This window comes from Microcoleus sp. S36b_A4, assembly GCF_036700645.1.
Classification (GTDB): Bacteria; Cyanobacteriota; Cyanobacteriia; order Cyanobacteriales; family Microcoleaceae; genus Microcoleus.
The window spans coordinates 13,900-34,387 of sequence record NZ_JAUBPI010000047.1 but is presented as its reverse complement, the minus strand read 5'-3'; the positions used below and the strand labels follow the sequence as shown (position 1 = coordinate 34,387).

The 20,488-nt window shown below is 46.9% G+C and carries 18 protein-coding genes; 12 read left to right on the top strand and 6 right to left on the bottom strand.

The features are described from left to right. The first annotated feature begins 225 nt into the window (after window positions 1-225). The 9 genes from zwf to QUA03_RS16495 all read left to right on the top strand — a co-directional run bounded on the left by zwf (window position 226) and on the right by QUA03_RS16495 (window position 9,399). Window positions 226-1,755, top strand: coding sequence for a glucose-6-phosphate dehydrogenase (gene zwf, locus QUA03_RS16535; protein ID WP_333213347.1), 1,530 nt, complete (start codon window positions 226-228; stop codon window positions 1,753-1,755). Between the two features lie 156 nt (window positions 1,756-1,911). Continuing rightward, window positions 1,912-3,276: a glucose-6-phosphate dehydrogenase assembly protein OpcA gene (opcA, locus tag QUA03_RS16530; RefSeq protein ID WP_333213346.1), complete on the top strand. Its 1,365-nt coding sequence runs from the start codon at window positions 1,912-1,914 to the stop codon at window positions 3,274-3,276. 356 nt (window positions 3,277-3,632) lie between these two features. After that, window positions 3,633-5,165 carry a cobyrinate a,c-diamide synthase gene (locus QUA03_RS16525; protein ID WP_333213345.1) on the top strand — a complete coding sequence of 511 codons (1,533 nt, stop codon included), beginning with the start codon at window positions 3,633-3,635 and terminating at the stop codon, window positions 5,163-5,165. A gap of 218 nt (window positions 5,166-5,383) precedes the next feature. Then, window positions 5,384-5,875, top strand: coding sequence for an ureidoglycolate lyase (locus QUA03_RS16520; RefSeq protein WP_333213344.1), 492 nt, complete (start codon window positions 5,384-5,386; stop codon window positions 5,873-5,875). A gap of 411 nt (window positions 5,876-6,286) precedes the next feature. Next, complete coding sequence (locus QUA03_RS16515) at window positions 6,287-6,595, top strand: hypothetical protein (RefSeq protein ID WP_333213343.1); 309 nt, start codon at window positions 6,287-6,289, stop codon at window positions 6,593-6,595. Between the two features lie 11 nt (window positions 6,596-6,606). After that, window positions 6,607-7,059 (top strand): hypothetical protein, encoded by a 453-nt coding sequence (locus QUA03_RS16510; RefSeq protein ID WP_333213342.1) that lies wholly within the window; start codon window positions 6,607-6,609, stop codon window positions 7,057-7,059. A gap of 39 nt (window positions 7,060-7,098) precedes the next feature. Continuing rightward, window positions 7,099-7,617, top strand: a complete 519-nt coding sequence (locus tag QUA03_RS16505) for a KGK domain-containing protein (protein WP_333213341.1) — start codon at window positions 7,099-7,101, stop codon at window positions 7,615-7,617. A 117-nt stretch (window positions 7,618-7,734) separates the two neighbouring features. Continuing rightward, window positions 7,735-7,911, top strand: a complete 177-nt coding sequence (locus QUA03_RS16500; RefSeq protein ID WP_190732723.1) for a DUF4089 domain-containing protein — start codon at window positions 7,735-7,737, stop codon at window positions 7,909-7,911. Between the two features lie 24 nt (window positions 7,912-7,935). Continuing rightward, window positions 7,936-9,399: an AtzE family amidohydrolase gene (locus QUA03_RS16495; RefSeq protein ID WP_333213340.1), complete on the top strand. Its 1,464-nt coding sequence runs from the start codon at window positions 7,936-7,938 to the stop codon at window positions 9,397-9,399. A gap of 11 nt (window positions 9,400-9,410) precedes the next feature. On the opposite strand, the gene rpsU is transcribed toward QUA03_RS16495, so the two are convergent. Together rpsU and prfB are read right to left on the bottom strand one after the other, a co-directional pair. Next, a complete protein-coding gene (rpsU, locus tag QUA03_RS16490; protein ID WP_006632476.1) occupies window positions 9,411-9,605 on the bottom strand; it encodes a 30S ribosomal protein S21 in 195 nt (64 codons plus the stop codon). A 264-nt stretch (window positions 9,606-9,869) separates the two neighbouring features. Beyond that, a protein-coding gene (gene prfB, locus QUA03_RS16485; RefSeq protein ID WP_333213339.1) for a peptide chain release factor 2 occupies window positions 9,870-10,986 on the bottom strand; the annotation gives its coding sequence in 2 pieces (ribosomal slippage) (window positions 9,870-10,913 and window positions 10,915-10,986; 1,116 coding nt in all). A 206-nt stretch (window positions 10,987-11,192) separates the two neighbouring features. Between prfB and QUA03_RS16480 the strand changes: the two genes are divergently transcribed. Further along, window positions 11,193-11,939: a Uma2 family endonuclease gene (locus QUA03_RS16480; protein ID WP_333213338.1), complete on the top strand. Its 747-nt coding sequence runs from the start codon at window positions 11,193-11,195 to the stop codon at window positions 11,937-11,939. An 85-nt stretch (window positions 11,940-12,024) separates the two neighbouring features. Here QUA03_RS16480 and QUA03_RS16475 read toward each other — a convergent pair whose 3' ends face one another. Continuing rightward, a complete protein-coding gene (locus tag QUA03_RS16475; RefSeq protein ID WP_333213337.1) occupies window positions 12,025-13,608 on the bottom strand; it encodes a tetratricopeptide repeat protein in 1,584 nt (527 codons plus the stop codon). A 249-nt stretch (window positions 13,609-13,857) separates the two neighbouring features. Next, window positions 13,858-14,586, bottom strand: a complete 729-nt coding sequence (locus QUA03_RS16470) for a Bax inhibitor-1 family protein (RefSeq protein ID WP_333177599.1) — start codon at window positions 14,584-14,586, stop codon at window positions 13,858-13,860. 505 nt (window positions 14,587-15,091) lie between these two features. Between QUA03_RS16470 and QUA03_RS16465 the strand changes: the two genes are divergently transcribed. Beyond that, complete coding sequence (locus QUA03_RS16465; protein ID WP_333213336.1) at window positions 15,092-15,415, top strand: PEP-CTERM sorting domain-containing protein; 324 nt, start codon at window positions 15,092-15,094, stop codon at window positions 15,413-15,415. Between the two features lie 85 nt (window positions 15,416-15,500). Here QUA03_RS16465 and bchD read toward each other — a convergent pair whose 3' ends face one another. Next, window positions 15,501-17,609 (bottom strand): magnesium chelatase ATPase subunit D, encoded by a 2,109-nt coding sequence (gene bchD, locus QUA03_RS16460; RefSeq protein WP_333213335.1) that lies wholly within the window; start codon window positions 17,607-17,609, stop codon window positions 15,501-15,503. A 34-nt stretch (window positions 17,610-17,643) separates the two neighbouring features. Beyond that, window positions 17,644-18,927 carry a HAMP domain-containing sensor histidine kinase gene (locus QUA03_RS16455; protein ID WP_333213334.1) on the bottom strand — a complete coding sequence of 428 codons (1,284 nt, stop codon included), beginning with the start codon at window positions 18,925-18,927 and terminating at the stop codon, window positions 17,644-17,646. 207 nt (window positions 18,928-19,134) lie between these two features. On the opposite strand from QUA03_RS16455, the gene QUA03_RS16450 reads away from it, so the two are divergent. Then, window positions 19,135-20,472 carry an ArsB/NhaD family transporter gene (locus QUA03_RS16450; RefSeq protein WP_333213333.1) on the top strand — a complete coding sequence of 446 codons (1,338 nt, stop codon included), beginning with the start codon at window positions 19,135-19,137 and terminating at the stop codon, window positions 20,470-20,472. Window positions 20,473-20,488 lie beyond the last annotated feature (16 nt).

The window sequence follows — 20,488 nt, the reverse complement described above, 5'->3', positions numbered from 1 at the left end:
GAATCGGAATAGATAATTGTTTGGGTTCTTAAATGCCGAGTTTTAAATCCTCTCTAGGATTTTTGAGATTAATGCCTCTCTGAGTTCCTAGAGAGCAAAATCATCGGCCTCCTCTAGCAGTATGAAGAACCGATTAACTCTCTCACCGAGAAACTAGCAGAAATGACCGCAAACACTCATGGTGTCTTGGCAGGGTTAACATCACTAGAACAAGGAAAATAAATAATGGTAACGCTACTTGAAAATCCACTGCGGGTCGGTTTGCGAAAAGAACGAGTGCCGGAACCACAAATTCTAGTAATATTCGGAGCTTCTGGGGATCTCACCCAGCGCAAACTGGTACCTGCAATTTATCAGATGAAGCGCGATCGACGCTTGCCACCGGAAACTACCGTGGTGGGAGTAGCCCGCCGCCCTTGGAGTCACGATTACTTCCGAGAGCAAATGCGCGAAGGCATTGAAGAATTTGGCGGCGGCATTGGCAATGAAGAATTTTGGCAAGATTTCGCTCAAGGTTTGTACTACTGTCCGGGCGATATTGACAACCCGGAAAGCTATCAAAAACTCAAAGCTTTCTTAGCGGAACTCGACGAAGACAGGAGAACTCGGGGCAATCACATATTTTATCTCTCAGTTTCGCCGAACTTTTTCCCAGAAGCAATTAGGCAACTGGGCGCGGCTCAAATGTTGGTTGACCCAGCAAAACACCGCTTGGTAATTGAAAAACCCTTCGGTCGCGACTTGAGTTCGGCAAAAGCTCTCAACCGAGTCGTGCAGCAGGTTTGCCAAGAACAGCAAGTTTACCGGATCGACCACTATTTGGGTAAAGAAACTGTTCAGAATTTAATGGTGTTCCGGTTTGCTAACGCGATTTTTGAACCGCTTTGGAATCGGCAATTTGTCGATCACGTACAAATTACTGTTGCAGAAACAGTAGGCGTAGAAGACCGGGCAGGTTACTACGAATCCTCTGGGGCGTTGCGGGATATGCTGCAAAACCACTTGATGCAGATTTTCTGTCTGACGGCGATGGAACCGCCGAACTCGCTCGACGCTGACAGTATCCGCACCGAAAAGATGAAAGTTCTGCAAGCAACTCGCTTGGCAGATTTGCATAACTTGGAGTTTTCAGCGATTCGGGGTCAATATTCCGCAGGTTGGATGAAGGGCAAACAGGTGCCGGGGTATCACGAAGAACCGGGGGTTGCTCCCAACTCGACAACGCCGACTTTTGTGGCGATGAAGTTTATGATTGACAACTGGCGCTGGCAGGGAGTGCCTTTCTACCTGCGAACCGGCAAACGGTTGCCGAAAAAAGTTAGCGAAATTGCGATTCAGTTCCGCGAAGTGCCGCTGCTAATCTTTCAGTCCGCGGCCCAACAAACAACTCCTAACGTTTTGACTATGCGGGTGCATCCGAACGAGGGGATTTCGCTGAGGTTTGAGGCAAAAATGCCGGGGCCGGATTTGCGGACGCGGACGGTCGATATGGATTTCAGTTACGGTTCTTCCTTTGGGGTGACATCTTCGGATGCTTACGATCGACTGTTAATTGACTGTATGCTGGGCGACCAAACTTTGTTTACCCGTTCTGATGAAGTGGAAGAAGCTTGGCGGGTGGTAACGCCGGCGCTGATGGATTGGGAATCCTCCACCGACCCAGATTTGGTTCCTAAATACGAAGCGGGTACTTGGGAACCTGCGGAAGCAGAACTGCTAATTAACAGAGACGGTCGCAAGTGGCGCAGACTTTAAGAGTCATTAGTCAGCAGTCATTAGTCCTTAGTTATAGGTCAGCATTAGTATTAGTGATTAGCTAAGAACTGCTAACTAAGAACTGCTTAACTAAGAACCAATGACTAATGACTAATGACTAATGACTAATAACTAATAAGAAAGGAGAAAAGATTTATGACGATGACACCGATGAAAGCTCCGCCTCTGGTTTCGCTACAAAGTCCTAAAGATGTGTCGATCGACCAAATAGAGGCCGAATTGAGTCAAATTTGGGAAAGTTACAGAGAATCGGGGTCAAAGGGCGATGTTCCGATCGCTAGTAGGGCAACAACTTTTACTTTTATAGTCTACGAACCGGAAGAAACTCAGCGGTTATTAGCGGATTTGGGGTTTTACGACGGGCCGGTGGACGGTATTACCGGGCCGATGACGGCATCTAGCATCAGGGCGGCTCAAAAAGCTTACGGACTGCCGAGAACTGGCAAACCTAATGCTGAATTGCTGGCGACTTTGCGGGAAGAAGTGGCTCGCAAAAATTCAAATGGCGAGGAGATGGGCTCCAGTGGTTTGGGTTCAGGGGGTTCGGGGGTGGCTGACGCGATCGTGGCTGCCAATCCCTGCCGGATTATTGCTCTGTGCCCGACGGCGGGAGAAGATACGGGCGTACAGGCTCAAGTGGCTGCTTATTGTCCGGTTCACAAGCGCACCACTGGCAATCTGATCTGTTGCGAATACATTACCTTACGGGGTACGGAAGCTGCTTTGGAACGGGTGAGCGGCATCGTGACGGCGTTGACTATCGCTGATTTGCCGACGCTGCTGTGGTGGAAAGCGAATCCTGATGCCGATCGAGGTTTGTTCCAGCGGCTGGCGGCAATTAGCAGTTCTGTGATTGTTGACTCTAGCAGCTTTGCCGAGTGTGAAGCCGAATTGCTGTTGATGCAAAGTCTGATCGAGGAGGGAATTCCGATCGCGGATCTGAATTGGCGACGGTTGGCCGCGTGGCAGGAGTTGGCTGCTGAGGCTTTTGACGCCCCGGAACGTCGTGCTGCGATTCGGGAAATCGATCGGGTGACGATCGATTACGAACAGGACAATTCTACGCAAGCGCTGATGTATTTGGGTTGGCTGGCGAGTCGGCTTCAGTGGCGTCCGGTTGCTTTTAAACAGGAAGAGGGCGATTACCAAATCAAGCGAATTAAATTCGCGGGGCCGGACGAACGGGTTGTCGAAGCTGAGTTGGCTGCTATTCCTACTGCTGATACGGGCGATGTCGCGGGCGATTTGATTGCTGTGCGTTTGAATTCTACCAACGAAAAGGCTGACTGTGGTACAGTTCTGTGTTCGGAAGCGGGCGGCTGTATGCGGATGGAAACGAAGGGTGGCGCTCAAACCGATCGGTTTAACCAGGTGAGTCCTCTGTTCGATCAGGTAACGGAACAGTTGCTGGGCCAGCACTTGCAGAGTTGGGGCCGAGATGTGCTTTACGAAGAAAGTTTGGCAGTGACGGCTCAAATGCTGAAGTTGGCTAAGCGGTAAAGAGAAGTTCGGCAACGGATTGTGTAGCGGATGTAACGGATGTCAGTTCGATGTCCGTCGGAAGAAGGAATAAGGATTGAGTTAATATTCAGTGGGGCAGGCAATGTCTGCCCTACTTTTTTAGAAGTTATGAGTTAGAAGTTATGAGTTTTGAATTAATAATGTTCTTTGACTCAAAACTCTAAATTACTTCCCAAAAGCCACTAAATTACCTCTCTTCTTCTCATTCTTCCTTCGCGGTCTTCGTGTCTTCGCGGTTCGTTAAATATGTATGTATTATTTGAGAGGTTCGAGAGCAATACTCATAATTTTATAACCGATCGGTTTTCAGTATTTTTTGTAAATAATTTAGAACTATGACTTTAGTAATTGCTGGCGAACGCAGCGGTGCGGGAAAGACTACTGTAACGATCGCCCTTTTAGCTTATTTAGTCCGTCGCGGCTTGAATGTTCAATCTTTTAAGGTTGGCCCGGATTACATTGACCCGATGTTTCATGCTTTTGTTACTGGCCGCCCCTGTCGGAATTTAGACCCGGTATTAACGTCTGAATCTTATGTAAAAAAGTGTTTTTCTCGTCACATTCAAGATGTCGATTATGCCTTAGTTGAAGGGGTGATGGGACTATTTGATGGAGTGAGTCGAAAAAATCAGGAATCACGAAGGCACGAGACGGATTTTGACAGGGATACAGGGATTAATTATCGAAAAGAAGAAGGCAATTATGATTTTTCCTTTGCTTCTACGGCTCATGTTGCTTATTTGCTGAATTTGCCGGTATTGTTTGTGATAGATTGCAGCAGGCTCTCTGGTTCTGTGGCTGCGATCGCCCACGGTTTTCGTTCTTTTAACCCTGACCTTAAATTCGCTGGTTTGGTGCTGAATCGGGTGGCGAGCGATCGACATTTGGAACTGCTTCAAGATGCTCTCCAACCGCTCAATTTACCGATTTTGGGCGTTTTGCGTAGGGATGAGGCTGTTACTATTCCCGATCGACATTTGGGTTTGATTCCTGCTGAGGAGTTACCGAATCTTCATGCTGCGATCGATAAATTAGCGGATTTGGCTGCTGTTAGTTTTGACTGGGAGCAACTTTTGCCTTTGTTGGCTGCAACTCGAAATGAGGGGGGTGAGGGGTCAGAGCAACTTTCGTGTAGGCACAGTCTCCCTTCTGTCATTATAACTCAAAAAGATGATGTTGTCAACAGTTTGGGAAAACAATTTGGAGTGAGGATTGCAGTTGCGCGCGATCGGGCTTTTAATTTTTACTATCAGGACAATCTTGATTTGTTGGAAGAGTTGGGTGCCGAGTTGGTATTTTGGAGTCCCCTTGATGACTCGGTTTTTCCTGACAATGTGCAAGGGTTATATTTTGGTGGTGGTTTTCCCGAAGTGTTTGCTCAAAAATTGAGCGGTAATGTTTTAATTCGGGATGCGGTAAGAAGTGCTATTTTTTCGGGAATGCCGACTTATGCGGAGTGCGGCGGTTTGATGTATTTATGCGATTCTATTGTAGACTTCCATGGCAATTCTTGGCCAGGGGTGGGAGTGTTGGAAACTTCTGCTGCGATGGGAAAACGTTTGACGCTGGGATACCGAGAAGCTGTGGCGGTGAGGGATAGTTCGGTGTTAACTGCTCTTGATGAGGTTTGGGGACATGAGTTTCATCGATCGCATTTAACTGTGGAACCGACTAATCCAGTTTATCACAGTTGGAGGTATGGCAAGCGAGGGGAAGTTGAGGCGGTTGCTGAAGGTTGGGGAGTTTGTCAGGTGCACGCTTCTTATTTGCATTTGCATTGGGGTGCTCGGCCTGATATTCCGGCTCGTTTTTTGCAGCAGTGTGCTGATTTTATTAATTGTAATGGTGTTTTGGGCGATCGAACTTAAATAATATTTTTTTAACGAACCGCGAAGACGCGAAGGTCGCTAAGGAAGAGGAACGGCATGATGGGTTATGTCTGTAGCGATTTGGAAGTAAATCAATTAAGTTTTTTGTGGAACAACTCGAAAAGCCTATTCCTGGCTGTTTCCAGAGTATAAATCCAGTGGTCTTACTATTTATATTAGAATATTTATGACGGATAGAGCTAGGGATGTTGGGATTTATGAGCGAATTAATTTCGACTAAGCAGTTGTCCGCCCAATGGGTGACACCGGAGAATTTTCATAGTTACGGTCAAGTTATCTTTGCGGCTGTTGATGGCAAGTCTTTCGATGGTGAGGATGCTCAGTTAAATTTGCAAAATGGTATTCCTAGATTTTACATTATGCGGCTGCACAATAAAGGTCGCAAGTTTGGCAAAATTACACGACACATTCAATGTACTCAGTGTTTGGGTTCTTTGGAGGGGAAGGATTGGTTGATGGCGGTTGCACCTCCTGGGGATAGCTATAAACCGAGTTTAGAGGATATTGCTGCTTTTCGGATTCCGGGCAATTGTTTTATTAAGTTAGATGTGGGGACTTGGCACGCGGGGCCGTATTTTGATGCGGATTTTGTGGATTTTTACAATCTGGAATTGAGCAATACTAATGTGGTTGACCATTTTACTTTTGATTTGGTAAAAAATCACAATCTGGAGTTTGAGATTGTCTGATATTGGCGATTTGTAGTTGCGCTTTCTGCGGGGTGATTCTCGTTAGAGGTTGCTTTTGTGAGTAATATTTTTTAACCGCAGAGGGCGCAGAGGACGCAGAGGAGGAAAAGGAGGGGGTTCGCAAGGAATTGAGGACTTGATTTTGCCTCACTAGGCTGAATGGCTACTAGAAAGGATAAAGTTTACAAGTGTTAAAATAAGTGCCATTGTCATTCCTGAGCAAAAGTATAGCATTGTTCTTCTGCGCGATGTGGTTTTTAATTGTGTTGGATACTGAGGATTGTTATCATGCAATTATGAGGCGGCTGCGGTTCGGTATGTAATTTCTCGGGGGAACTTGTTGGCAGAAACTGCACCTGCTAAAATTAGTTTTTATGGTATTTGACAAACAATATTTGAAGCTGTTAAATTGTGAATCAAGGTGCTATTCCCGATGAGAGTCCGAGAAATTTGCAGGAGCAACTTCTGTTGCAAGATGCTAAGGCTGGTAATTGCATAGTAATTCATTGCGGTACAGATAGATTGTTGGGGGAAGCACCGAGACTTATTGCTGTTTATGGCGGAAATTCTGACGATTGGGATAAAATGACAAGTATTGAGTCTTTTGAAATTAATGGAGCTTCCGTACAAGTCCATTGGTTTCGGAACAGTCAGACTCTTCAAGATGTGGAGTTTAAATTCAAGCGACAGTATCCCAAAACAGCCCCTAAAAATCTGTAGGTAATCAAGTTATGAAAATTCGTTGTATTGCTAAGACTGGTGCATCTCTTCCTGAAGAATATATAGATCCGCCACGCGGTTACACTAGAAAGGTTGAGTTACCGCTAACTATAGGCAAGGAATATGTTGTTTATGCTATCCGAGAATGGAAAGGGACTATTTGGTACTACATCTGCAATGATAATTATAGCTATTATCCCATCCATAATCCGGCGCCGATGTTTGAAGTGGTTGACAGCAGAATTTCTAAGTATTGGCGGTTTGAACTTTCGCCTAATGGATTGTTAATGATAGCGTTTGAACAGTGGTTTACTGAACCTTATTTTTATGATAAGCTGACAGACCAAGAAGAGGTGGAGGTTGAGATTTTTGAGAAGGTTAAGGAATTAATGGATGCTGAGGAGTTTACTTTGCCTCCGCTGGATGTTGCCGTTGAGAAGTTGCGGCAAACTGTCAGTGTTTGAGTGGGAAAAGTCCAAGAGTTAATTCATGTTTTTACGAGCTTGACTAAGATAGCGGGAAATGGTATTGAAGAGGAAGAACCAGAATTTTGTAAAAAAATGAACGAAAAAATTGAAGCCCATAAAAAATATGAGACACTAGACGGCGATGATGATGTTTTGCTATTCAATAAAGCTACTTTTACGGTGCGCCGGTTTAAAGAGCTAGCAGCCAGCAAGTTTAGAAATATATTATTGGAGGCTAATGCAGTAGAAGTTAACAAACTTCAGAAGCGGATAATTGAATTGATGAAAGAGCTGCCTATTAATGAAGAGACGAAACTTAGGGGAGGGGATCTAAACTGGAACTCTCCTCAAGAAGGAATCGAGTGTCAAATTCTCAAAATTGGTTCCAAGGGTTGGCAAAAAGGAAAGGTTCAAATCGAAGTTAATTTTAATTTAAATTCTTGGGAAACGCAGACATCTATAAAGTTTTGTCCTGATGAACCACTAGAACCTATATCGCCTCTCGATGATATCAGACAATCCGAGGAATACAAAAAACTGAGCAATAATAACTGACAGCCCGATCGCGATTACAATACAATAAGATCGCACGTATATCTGAATCTTAGATTTTCAACCGCAGATGAGGGCAGATGTACGCGGATGAACGCTGATGTTGTTTGGGATGGACTAATGATAAATATAGAAGAATATGTCGATCGCACCGCCGAACTGATAAACTTACCCTTAGACCCGGAACACCGCCCCGGTGTTGTGGTAAACTTCGAGAGAATAGCTGCGATCGCCCAACTCGTTACTGAATTCCCTTTACCTCAAGCAATCGAAGCTGCGCCAGTGTTTGAACCTTAGATTTTTAACCGCAGATGAGGGCAAATGAACGCAGATGAACGCAGATGTTTTTTAGATAAGGCGGATGCGGTTGCTACGGCAGCGGCTGTTAAATGTGGTAACGTTACAGCTACAGAGGCGGTAAGTGCTGCTTTGGAACGGATTGCTGTTAAGGATAAAGCTTTTAATTGCTTTACTGCAATCACTGCATCCAGCGCACTCGCAGCAGCCGAAAATATAGATAATTCGATCGCAAATAACCAAAACCCAGGCCCTTTAGCAGGCGTTCCCTTCGCTGTCAAAAACCTGTTCGATATCGGCGGAATTACTACTCTAGCAGGGTCAAAAATCAACGCTGACAATCCTCCGGCTACCCAGGACGCGGCCGTGGTCGCCCGACTAAAACAAGCCGGGGCTGTGCTCGTAGGTACGCTCAACATGGATGAGTACGCCTACGGTTTCGTCACGGAAAACAGCCACTACGGCCCGACTCGCAATCCCCACGATACTACGCGCATCGCCGGCGGTTCCAGCGGCGGTTCCGCAGCAGCAGTCGCCGCCGGTTTTGTACCCGTCACTCTCGGTTCTGATACTAACGGTTCCATCCGCGTACCGGCTGCTTTGTGTGGTGTCTTTGGGTTTAAGCCTACTTACGGTCGTTTGTCCAGGGCTGGCGCTTATTTATTTTCGAGTAGTTTGGATTGTGTGGGGCCGTTTGGGCGATCGATCCGAGACATCGCGCTGCTGTACGATATCCTGCAAGGCCCTGATTCTCGTGACCCAGTTTGCACTCAACGCCCGCCAGAACTTTGTTCGCCCCAGTTAAATCAAGGTATCGAAGGATTGCGAATTGCTGTTGCTGACGGGTATTTCGCCACAGGGGCCGAACCCGAAGCAATGGATGCTGTAGAAATAGTTGCTAAAGCCTTGACAAATGTCTTAGATTGTGGTAATCGAAGAGAAAAAACAACAAACCCCCCAAAAATAGGGGGGCTTGCGACTGTCAGCATACCGGAATCCGATCGCGCCCGGGCTGCGGCATTTATCATTACCGCTTGCGAGGGGGGAAACTTGCATTTAGACAATTTACGCTCGCGCCCTCAAGACTTCGATCCTGCCACGCGCGATCGCTTTTTAGCCGGAACCCTGATCCCTGCGACTTGGTACTTGCAAGCGCAGAGATTCAGACAGTGGTACCGCGATCGAATTCGGGAAATATTCCAACACACAGACATCATCCTCGCACCCGCAACCCCGATAGCTGCCCCTGAAATTGGCGTCGAGAAAATGGTAATAGCCGGACAAGAAATCTTAGTGCGTCCCAATCTCGGACTGTTCACCCAACCCCTATCATTTATTGGCTTGCCCGTTCTTTGCGTGCCCGTACAGCGGCCCGGCGCTTTGCCCTTGGGGGTACAAATTATTGGTGCTCCCTACAGCGAAGCGGTGATTCTCCGAGTCGCTGCGGTACTAGAATCGCAAGGCATTATATCTGCCGAATCAATTTAGTGCTAATAATTCTAGGGTTTGTTGTTGCGGTGGAAGCGTCTCTTAGTCCTTCTGGCAATAGCTTTGCGCTTCTGCTTTTCCAACGGGGTTTCAAAGTGGCGGTGCTTTCTCATGTCGGGGAAAATGCCCGCTTTAGAAACTTGTCGCTTAAACCGTCGCAGGGCTGACTCAATCCCTTCATTTTCGCCTATTACAACTTGGGTCATTATTTCTCCTTTTGTTCGGTAGATCAAGTTTTATCATATCAAGGTTTTTGGCCGCGCGACCTGTTGAAGGTCGGGCGATCGGTCAAAACCCCAAAATCATACCAGAAAATTGGTTCGTAGTCAGGACTTCAGTCCTTCTTTTTTGCGGACTGAAGTCCTCACTACAAACCCAAATTTTCGTAGTGAGGAATGCAAGTCCTGCTTTTTTGCGGACTGAAGTCCTCATTGACTACTGACTACTGACTACTGACTACTGTCAACTGACTACTGACTACTGACCAACTGATTTTCCTGCCGCAGGTAAGCTTGAATAAACGGGTCTAATTCGCCGTTCATCACATCTTGGATGGCAGTTGTTTCCACTCCAGTCCGCAAATCCTTGACCATTTGATAGGGGTGAAACACGTAATTGCGAATTTGCTGGCCCCAAGCGGCCTCCACCATATCGCCGCGAATCTCGGCAATTTCCGAAGCCCGCTGTTCCTTAGCAATCACTAACAGCCTAGCCTTGAGTAATGCCAAAGCTTTTTCCTTATTTTGCAACTGACTGCGTTCTTCCGTGCAACGGACGGCCAAACCAGTAGGAAGGTGAACGATGCGGACTGCGGTTTCTACCTTGTTAACGTTTTGCCCGCCCTTGCCGCCAGCGCGGGAAGTAGTGACTTCCAAATCTTTTTCTGGAATGTCCAACTGTACGGATCGATCGAGAATTGGCATCACTTCAACGCCAGCAAAACTGGTTTGACGCTTGTCGTTAGCATTAAAAGGCGAAATTCTGACCAAGCGGTGAGTGCCTTTTTCCGATCGCATATAACCGTAAGCGTAACGGCCGACAATTTCCAAAGAAGCCGATTTAACACCTGCTTCCTCTCCCTCGGAAATTTCCATTAAATGTACTTTGTAACCTTGACTTTCCCCCCAGCGGGTGTACATCCGCAGCAGCATTTCCGCCCAATCTTGAGCATCTGTGCCGCCGGCCCCGGCGTTAATTGTCAAAACGGCGCCGCCTTCGTCGTAGGGCCCAGATAGTAATTGTTGCAGTTCCCACTGGTCGAGTTCACGGGTTAACTGAGAAAGACTCGATGAGGCTTCTTGGAACAGGGACTCGTCGGCTTCTAACTCCAGCAGTTCTAAAATAGCTTTAGCATCTTCCAAGCTCGTTTGCCAGCCGCGATATTGGTCTAAATGAGATTTGAAGTCATTAAGTTCTTGGAGGGTTTCTTGAGCTCGATCTTGGTCTTCCCAAAATGCTGGTTGGGCGCAGATTTGCTCTAAGTCTTGAATTTTGGCTGTAAGTGCGGGGATGTCAAAGATAGTCCTGGGTTGTACCCAGTCGATCGGACAAAGTTGCGATATTGTGTTTGATGTCTAGAACTTCCACTGTTACTTTTCCTAGTTGTGGGATGTATTTTTGATTTTAGCTGAAATTGGGATCTTTCAACAAAATGTTATTGCTTCTTCCTGATTAGATATAGTGCGAATGCGAACCCGTTGAATTAAAAACTTTACCGCATTCAAAATTCAAAATTCACAAAAAGTTGCTATAGTCTAAAATCAGGTTAACGATCTCGATGGAAGTTAACTGCCATGATTTCCCCAGAACTAAAATTAAGCTTGCCGTCCACCGAAGACCTCCCCTGTTCGGACGATACGCCTGTGGATAACGAAGACCAGAATCTGCTACCCAACCTATTGTTGTTTGTCCTGACCAGCATTTGGTCCGATCGCATGGATTGGTACTTTGGGGTGGATATGGCGGTGTATCACACGACGGGAATCAGTCCCAAAGTGCCTGTCGTCCCCGACGGGTTTCTCAGTTTGGGGGTGGAGCGCCGAAAAGGGGGCAAATCGCGCCGCAGCTATGCTGTCTGGGAAGAAAACGAGGTTGTGCCGATCGTAGCATTGGAAATGGTGTCTCACAAACCCGGTGGGGAGTACGACGATAAAATGTCGATTTATGCCGGGTTAGGGGTTTTGTACTACATTATTTACAACCCCGAATTTTGGCGGCGCGATCGGCATCAACCGTTTGAAGTCTACAAGCTAATTGACGGGCATTACCGGCAGCAGATTGGCGAACCCTATTGGATGCCAGAAGTGGGACTGGGCATGGGGCGATCTCAGCAACTTATTGGGGGCATCGAGCAAGAAATTCTGGTTTGGTACGACGAGTCGGGAAATGTTTATCCCCTGCCGGATGCAGTGGCGGGGCAGATGCGCGAACTGTTGAGAGTAGAACAACAGCGAGCTGAGGGTCTACAACAGCGAGCCGAACGCCTAGCTGAGTATTTGCGATCGCAAGGGATAGATCCCGATAACCTGCCTGAATCGTGACATAAAATTCGATCGGCTTCACCGCATTCTTCCTTCTATCTTGTGACAACAGTCAACAGTCAACAGTCAACAGTCAACTGACTTCTTATATATACTGCGAACCTGTTGAATTGAAAGTTTTACCGCATTCGTGAGCGCATACGTCCAACCTTTTAGAACAGGAAAAACTTTTTGTGAGGTCTTCGCGAAACCAATCTCTGGCGATCGCATCTTTCACCGATTGATTTCTGAGAGAATTAAAGCCATTTCCGTACTTTTCAATTAAAGCCAGCATTTGCGGTCTGTAAGTGTGGTTATAAACAGCGTATTTAGTATGGCTTACCCAACAGCAAGGCCAGAGTTCCGCTTCAAAACTGATGAAAATCTCTTGGGTGGCTTGAGTTTGACAGCTAATTTCTACATTTCGGTAGTAATTGTTTAGGCTACCAAATTTTTCTACAGCTTGGATAAATTGGTCTCCTTGGGGATTTTTATATTGTTCCAAGGATGGGGGTTGCAGTTCTTCGTTGGCTGGCTTTGATGGGACAGAAGGAGTTGCTTCTGGTGCTTGAGAGGTTTCGATAGCTATAGCTTGATACCAAGCATAATTTGCTTTTTCTGGTTGCCCCAACTGCGTCAACACTTGAGCTAAATTGCGATAAGCTCCTGCAAAATTGGGTTTAAGCTCGATCGCCTTTTGGTAATAAGCACTAGCTGGCTGCCACTGTTGCTGTTGGGCATAAAGACTGCCGACATTAGCATAAACTTCTGGAAAATTAGGCTGAATTTTGAGGGCCTTGGCGTAACAATCTGCTGCTGCTTGCATCTTCCCCAAACCTTGAACAGCATTGCCTAAAGTTTTCCAGGCTGCTGCAAAATTAGGTTGAATTTTTAGGGCTTGTTGACTGGCTGCGATCGCCTCTGAGAGCTGTCCTTGTTTCAAACAGTGTTCAGCTTGTTGGTGCAACCCAACAGCCGTCTGTGTTTGATTTCGAGGGGCTGACGCATTAGTTGTTTCTGATTGGTTGGGGCGATCGCTCTTAGCATCTACCTGAGAGTTTTCTGCCTTCTGAGGTTGTTGATTTTCGGACTCTTTTTCATAAATCTCTTTCGCCACAAAGCGAGATGTAGCTTTCGGTACAAACTCGACAAATCCTAGTTGTTGGGCTATATTTCGCGCTGCTTCTACTTGGTGCTGGTTGTGTTCAAATATCAAGTAATGCCATACAGCTTTTCCGCCAGCTTGGATAAAGGCATTAACAGACTGCATTATCCTGTCCCAGTTGGTATTTTGGCGGTAGATGCTGTTAGTATCGGCCAACCCGTCGATACTAAAAATTACGCGATCGTGTTCTCCTGTCATCGCCTTTGCCAGGGCTTGCCACCAGTCTGGATTGCGTCCGCTACCGTTGGTGTACAGGGAGATATGAGGAACTCCCATGCGGTGCAAATATTCGATCGCCGGAATTGTTGTATTGCTAGTCATAGCATCGCCGTAGTTGCCGCACATATACACCAAATCCAACTGAGAGCAAAACTCTTGTGGGAAAATTCTCTCAATATCCTCCATCTTTAATTCTGCCCCCGGCAAAATCGGGTTGCCGGTGCGGGGACACTGCGGACAAGCTGCATTACACCGGGAGGTAATTTCTACGCTGACTCTCCTGATATCTTCATATTTTAAGTACATGAGTTTTCCCCAATTAATTTGTGATTAATATTGAAATCGCGATCGACACAATTAGATAGCAAGAGTTTTGATTGAGTGATTAAAGATTAAAATTATACCTTATGTCTGTCGGCTGTGAACATGATATAAGTTTTTTGTATGAGGGACAGAGGAAACGAGGACGACTATCTTGATTCCAAATCTTAATAAAAAAAACCGCGGCCGGATGTCGATCGAGCCGCAGTTTTTTTTAATAAGCTAAAGTTTCAATTAATCCCGGCCGTTGAGAGCAATCAGCAGGCGGAGAATAAAGATGAACAAGTTGATGTAGGTCAAGTACATCGACAGAGCGGCGGGTAAATACTGGTCGTCGCGGTAGCTGCGGGGTAATATGTAAAAATCGACGATCGCAGCGCCGGCAAATATAAACACCCCGATGCCAGAAATGCCAATTTCCAACCAAGTTGGGGTGTAGACGCCAAATAGAGAGAGCAGAAACTGACCGCCAACGACGACTAACAAAGCAATGACACCTAAACTGATAGTTTTGGTGAGGGCCATGCCGTCTTGTTCAGAAAGGTTGGAGCCAATTTGGCGGGCGGCGATAAAGGTAATGCCACATCCGAGGGCTGCAAAAGCGATGCCGGAGATGCCGACGCCTTGGGTTCTGAGGGCTGTAAATACCAATCCGCTGAGAGTGTAGCCGGAAAGCAGGCTGTAGGTTGCCAGCAGGGGCAAAGCGGTGTTTTTGTTGCCTTGTTCGGCGGCGCCGCGGGCGATGAAGAAGAGAATTAATTCTACGACGATCGCAGCAATGAAGGTGGGAAAGAAGATCCCAGGATAGTTGCGGATCACTCCGAGGCCCCCGTAGGTGCCGACAGCAGTTAAGACAAGTCCGCCGCCCACGAAGGGGAGAGCGTTGGAGATGACGTTCGGGCCTACCAGCGCGTGGTTTTTGGCCTCGCGCACGGCTTCGCGGAAATTGCTAGTGTTACTCACGAGGATTTACCTAATTTTGGCTGAGAATTTCTATCTATTATTGTGACAGCTTTACACTTTGTTTGCAAAACCTGAAATAGTTTAAAGATTTGATAAAGAACGGGGGTGAAATCACTCCAAACCAGGGATCGATTGTTTATAATAGACTGCGTACAAGTCGGTGCCGTTTCGCTGTCTCGCCGCGTTGCGCCTCGCGGCAAAACTATAATTGAGTTTAAAGGGCCGGCGCTATCTGCCGCCAAGGGCTACCTTAAAGTCGATCAATTTTGGAGGGGGGATTTACGATTGGGGATTAAGGAGTATATGCTAGAGGCATGGGCCACATTTGATTTTAGGTTTTTGATTTGCGACTTAGTTGAAACTAGGGACCAGAAACTTGAATAATCTAAAATATAAAATATAAAATCAGTTCGGTTAATTGCTAAGGTAGCTCAGACACAGGATACCGAGAAAATTAATGAATAGATCGAATTCTATCGACAAACTGCTAAATAGGTAATGTCCAATGCCCACATTTCTTGAGCGCAAATTATTGCCACCTACAGCCGGAATTTTATTGGCTGTCGCCGTTATTTCCGGCGGTCAAGCTGCCGTTGCAGCTAATGTCCGAGCCGTTTCTACCGCTGCTTCATGGCAGGGTTCAGAAAATTTGCTGCTGGCTCAGACCGGTCAACTCCCCCAAAGTACAAGTTCTTCAACCCCGAACCGGGGGACGGCAAACCGCGTACCTCTGCCCGTAAGAATTCCTGAGCCTTCGGCGGTGGTAGGGTTGGGTTTAGTTGCCGGTTCGCTGGCCCTGAGTCGCCGGAGAGTGAGAGTTAAAAATTAGACTTTTTTTGGCAAAAAGTCTAATTTTTGGATTTTTAACCGCAGATAAACGCGAATAAACGCAGATAAATGTGGCTATCAGGATTTTAGCCGATCGCGTCGCGCAGAGCATTTTTAGTCATAGCTGCGATCGACTGTTCGGTAGCTTTGGGCAAGTGATAGTATTTCCCTCCAGAAGTCTTGGCCAATTCCTTCGCAAAGCCAGTCGAAATAAACTTGCTCTCGGTATCAATCACCAGCAACTGCATTCCCAACCCACGAATTTTGGCAGCAATTTCTAACAATTCCTTCTTAATATCAGGCTTTTCTCCATCTACAATCGGTTCGCCCAAAGAACGAGCCAAAGGAATATTACCGCGTCCGTCGGTAATGGCGACAATCGCAACTTGACCGATATCTCCAGACTGCCGCGCGTTGACTCCCACCCGCACTGCTTGAGTCAAACCGTGGGCCAGGGGAGAACCGCCGCCGCAGGGCAACCGTTCCAAACGCTTGCGGGCCAAGGCTATCGAGCGAGTCGGCGGTAGCAGCACTTCTGCTTGTTCTCCGCGAAAGGGAATGAGAGCAACTTGGTCGCGGCTTTGATAAGCTTCTGTGAGTAGCTGCATGACTGCACCTTTGGCAGACTGCATCCGGTTGAGGGCCATCGAACCCGAAGCATCGACGACAAATACGACTAAAGCTCCAGCTTTTCTGGCCAAACGCTTCGCCCGAATGTCTCCCTGTTCCACAAATACACGCTTCTCTCTATTTGTGATTGATCCGGCGGTGGATTCCTGATCTGAATTCCTGTCGCGGCGGGCTTTTTGGTAGGGTGCGGCGGCTCTGAGGGTGGCGTCAACGGCGATGCGGCGGACGGGGCCTTTGGGTAATACTGGCTTGACGTAACGGCCTCTATCTTCCGAGAAAATGGTGCTGCGGCTGCCCGATTTGCCTTGTTTGTTGGCGGATTGTTGGGCGAATAAAAGCACGCTGGGGTCGAGAATTACGCCTTCGGGGTCGAAGAGAAATTCTTCGGGAATGGTATCTTTTTCTGGTTCTTCTTCAGGTTCCGGGTTGTCTTCATCCTCTTGGTCTTCTTCGTCTTCTTGCTCGTTTTCTGGTTCGTCTTGTTCTTGTTCTGACTGCTTTTGGGGAGGCGGTGGAGGGGGAGGAGGAGGAGAGTTTTCGTCTGGGGGAGTTTGGATGATGGTGGCGCGGGGTACGATGACTAATTCTACGGCGCGGCGCAGGTCTTCGGCGTTAACTTCTGTGCGTCCTTCGATGGCGGCGGCGGCTTTGGCGACGCGGACTGCGAATATTTCGGCGCGGTGTCCTTGAACGCCTCCCCGGATGGCTTCTTCTACTAGGTAGGCAATTTGTTCGCGTTTAATGCTGACATCTTTGAGCCATTCTCTGGCTAGGATGATTTGGGTTTTGAGGTTGTCGGTGTCTTCGCTGTATTGATTGAGGAATTCTTGGGGGGAGCGGGAGTAGGATAAAGCTTGTTCTACTGCATAGACTCTTTCTTCTAGTTCGAGTGCTGCATCGGCTGAAAGTACGATCGCGATGCGATCGAGCAAATGTTCTCTCAGCGGCCCTTCTTCGGGGTTGTAGGTGGCGATAAATAGAGGTTTGCAGGGGTGTTGGAAGCTAATGCCTTCGCGCTCTATTTGGTTGCGCCCTTCGGTTAATACTGTTAGCAATTGGTTGGAAATATTGTCATCGAGGAGGTTAATTTCGTCTACATATAGTACGCCTCGATTTGCTTGGGCTAAGAGTCCGGGTTGAAATACGGTTTGGCCGAATTTCACTGATTGTTCGACATCAACTGAACCTAAGAGTCTGTCTTCGGTGACACCCAAAGGAATTTGAATGAATGGTGTGGGAATTATTTCAGTAGTTAAGGAATTAGTATCGGTGGTGTGGGCATCTTGCCCGCCATTTTCTGATAACAAGCCTGATGCTTGTTCTGCAAGAATATCATTAGGTTCGGCGTTGCAAAAAGAATCTTTAACAATTTCAATGGGTGGCAGTAATGAGTGCAAGGCGCGGGCCATTACTGATTTTGCTGTGCCGCGGCGGCCTGCGATCGCAACTCCTCCCAATCCGGGATCGACTGCTGCTAACAGCAGGGCTAATTTGATTGCTTCTTGCCCGACTACGGCGGTGAGGGGAAAGGCTGTGGTGGAAGGGCTAAGGTTGGCTGCGGGCATAGGATTTTCGGATGTAAAAATTTGAACTTAATGTTTAGCTTACTTCTTGGAGTATTTTAACTTCTAGGGGCAGAATCACGGTAAAAGTTGAACCGACTCCTATTTCTGATACTAGCTCGATTTTGCCTTGGAGCAGCGTGACGAGCCGCGATACTATTGCTAATCCCAGGCCGGTGCTTTCGGCAGGAAAGAGCTGTTTGCCGGCTTCTCCTGCTTGAAAGAAGGGGTCAAAGATGCGCTTTGTATTTTCGGGGGCGATGCCAATGCCGGTATCTGTAATTGCGATCGCCCAATTTCCTTCTCCAGCAGGGTGGCAACTTAATTCGATGCTACCAGCTTCTGTATAGCGAATGGCATTGCTCAGCAGGTTGATCAGAATTTGTTGCAGCCGCCCAGAGTCGGAGATTACTTGTGTTGGGCCGCAGTCGCTGGTAACAGCGAGCTTTAGTCCTTTAGCATCAGCAATTGGCTGCATCATTTCTACTACGGTGTTAATTACCGATCGTACATTAGTTCGCTGCAGGTTAAGTTTAATTTTTCCGGCATCGGCGCGAGAAAGTTCTAGCGTGTCATTAATCATGCGGAGCAACTGTCTGCCGTTACGCAATACTCGCTCGATATGTTCGATGCCGGGGAGGGTATCTTTGACTTCTGATTGCCATTTTTCTTTTCGCAGGAATAGTTCGGAATAACCAATAATTGAGTTGAGAGGAGTTTTGAGTTCGTGAGCCAAATGGTAGACGTTTTCTTGATGGACGCTGACAAGGCGAGAGAGTTCTTGATTGGTGAGTTGTAACTGAGTTTGAATTTGTTGAAGTTCCAGCAGCCTCTGAGCAACGTAGCTATTGAAACACTGGGCAATTGCTTCGTCTACTACGGCATCTATCAGCCGAAAAGCTCTGAATACGTCGGTGGTGGTTCCTGCTAGCAAATCTGCTTCTAATTGGGAGAATATTACTTGACGCAATAAGTGGTATTCGCGGGCTACTTCTGCGGCGTCGTAGCCTTGTTCGGCTCTGAGAAATCCGTGATCTAAACTGGCTTCTATTATTACTTTTATTTCGCTGTGTTGATATTGGGAAAGCACTGTGGCCATCGCCGTCAGCAGGTGAGGTATGTGATTCTCGATTGCTGAGTGCGGTAAGGCGTCAGCGCTTTCAATTTTCCGATCCTGACGAACTGCTTCAATCCAGTTTTGGACGATAGTATCGGTTTTTTCGGCGAGCACTTGGCTGTAGTCCATGATTTCTGCGTGGGGGTTGAGTTTGGCAGAGATTGCCCATGCTTCATTGTAGTTGAGCGATCGCCGGATCGCCATATCAAACTTCTGGCGATCGCGACCCTCCCAAAAGAAGTAGTTTTGAGGTTATTTTTTCCGTGTACCGGAGAGCTCTTGATGAGTCACTTCCAGCTTGTTGCTGCCAAAATCAGCACTTAAATTTATTGACAGAAGAGCCATAAAGTAGTATATTCACTCGAACCGAGAGTTTTTAATTTTTAAGTTTTATTTTTTTTAGGGGACTAAATGGAAAACGTGCAAGCTGTGATTGCTGCAACAACATTTATATGTGTAATTTTCTTAATAATTACAGAATGGATACACCTCACAGTTGCGGCATTTCTGGGAGCGGTGATTCTGGTTTTTACCCACGTGATGACGTTAAACAACGCGATCGAATATATCGGTCGCAGTCACGCCACGCTGGGCTTATTCTTCGGAGTCATGGTAATGGTGAGAGCCTTTGAGCCTACCAAAGTATTTGAATACTTGGCAACTCAAATGGTGCTTTTGGCTAAAGGCAAAGGCAAAAATCTATTGCTGGGTATTGTTGCAATTACTACGCCAATTTGTGCAGTTTTGCCCAATGCCACGACAGTCATGCTGCTAGCACCATTAATTCCACCAATGGCAGAAGAAGTCGGTGTAGATTTTGTGCCGTTACTGATTTTAATGGTATTTGTGGCTAACAGTTCGGGACTGCTGACAATCGTGGGCGATCCGGCGACATTCATTGTCGGTGATGCTATTAACATGAGCTTTGCAGATTACCTAGTAAAGTTAAGTTTGGGCGGGGCAATTGCAGTAGGAGTGATAGTAGTTATGTTGCCTTGGCTGTTCCGCGAAATTTGGCACAAGAACTTAGACGATTTGGAACATTTGCCCCACCCAAAAATCAATCACCCGCGAGTCTTAGCAGTAGGCGGCTTAATTATAGCTTTCGTGCTGACTTTTTTTGTAATAGGAGAGTCTCTGCCCGTGCCTATTTCACCGGCAGCCGTTGCTTTGTTGGGGGCTGCTTTGGCAATGCTTTTAGCTCACCATTCCCAAATTGATTCTGTTAATAATATTTTGCGGGATTTAGATTGGAGCACGCTGCTATTTTTTATGTCTATCTTTGTGCTGATTGGCGGTTTAGAAAAAACCGGAGTAATCGGCAGTATATCTGGAATATTAGCCATGATTTTAGGTAAGAATATTTTTCTTGGTTCTTTAGTTTTGTTATTTTTTGTGGGTTTGATGTCGAGCGTAGTGCCAAATATTCCGCTGGTAGTGGCAATGGTGCCGCTGCTAAAACAGTATGTTGTCAATGTCGGGCTTGCACCGGCAGAAGTGCTGGCGCCGGATTTTGCAGGGCAGTTTCCACCTGCTGTGCTGCCGCTGTTTTATGCGATGATGTATGGAGCAACTTTAGGAGGAAATGGCACTTTGGTAGGAGCTTCTTCTAATATAGTGGCAGCGGGAATTTCTGAACAGCACGGACGCCGGATTTCTTTTCAAACTTTTCTGCGTTACGGGCTTCCTGTGATGGCTGTGCAATTGGTGGCTGCGGCTGTTTATGTAACTCTTCGGTTTCTGATTTAAAGAAGTCATTAGTCAT

Bases quoted from the DNA above. Each gene is read 5' to 3' on its own strand.
- QUA03_RS16520 (WP_333213344.1), top strand. From the start codon at position 5,384: ATGAGCGAATTAATTTCGACTAAGCAGTTGTCCGCCCAATGGGTGACA.
- zwf (WP_333213347.1), top strand. From the start codon at position 226: ATGGTAACGCTACTTGAAAATCCACTGCGGGTCGGTTTGCGAAAAGAA.
- QUA03_RS16525 (WP_333213345.1), top strand. From the start codon at position 3,633: ATGACTTTAGTAATTGCTGGCGAACGCAGCGGTGCGGGAAAGACTACT.
- rpsU (WP_006632476.1), bottom strand. From the start codon at position 9,605: ATGACCCAAGTTGTAATAGGCGAAAATGAAGGGATTGAGTCAGCCCTG.
- QUA03_RS16455 (WP_333213334.1), bottom strand. From the start codon at position 18,927: ATGGCGATCCGGCGATCGCTCAACTACAATGAAGCATGGGCAATCTCT.
- opcA (WP_333213346.1), top strand. From the start codon at position 1,912: ATGACGATGACACCGATGAAAGCTCCGCCTCTGGTTTCGCTACAAAGT.
- QUA03_RS16510 (WP_333213342.1), top strand. From the start codon at position 6,607: ATGAAAATTCGTTGTATTGCTAAGACTGGTGCATCTCTTCCTGAAGAA.
- QUA03_RS16495 (WP_333213340.1), top strand. From the start codon at position 7,936: ATGAACGCAGATGAACGCAGATGTTTTTTAGATAAGGCGGATGCGGTT.
- QUA03_RS16450 (WP_333213333.1), top strand. From the start codon at position 19,135: ATGGAAAACGTGCAAGCTGTGATTGCTGCAACAACATTTATATGTGTA.
- QUA03_RS16465 (WP_333213336.1), top strand. From the start codon at position 15,092: ATGCCCACATTTCTTGAGCGCAAATTATTGCCACCTACAGCCGGAATT.
- QUA03_RS16480 (WP_333213338.1), top strand. From the start codon at position 11,193: ATGATTTCCCCAGAACTAAAATTAAGCTTGCCGTCCACCGAAGACCTC.
- bchD (WP_333213335.1), bottom strand. From the start codon at position 17,609: ATGCCCGCAGCCAACCTTAGCCCTTCCACCACAGCCTTTCCCCTCACC.
- QUA03_RS16500 (WP_190732723.1), top strand. From the start codon at position 7,735: ATGATAAATATAGAAGAATATGTCGATCGCACCGCCGAACTGATAAAC.
- QUA03_RS16475 (WP_333213337.1), bottom strand. From the start codon at position 13,608: ATGTACTTAAAATATGAAGATATCAGGAGAGTCAGCGTAGAAATTACC.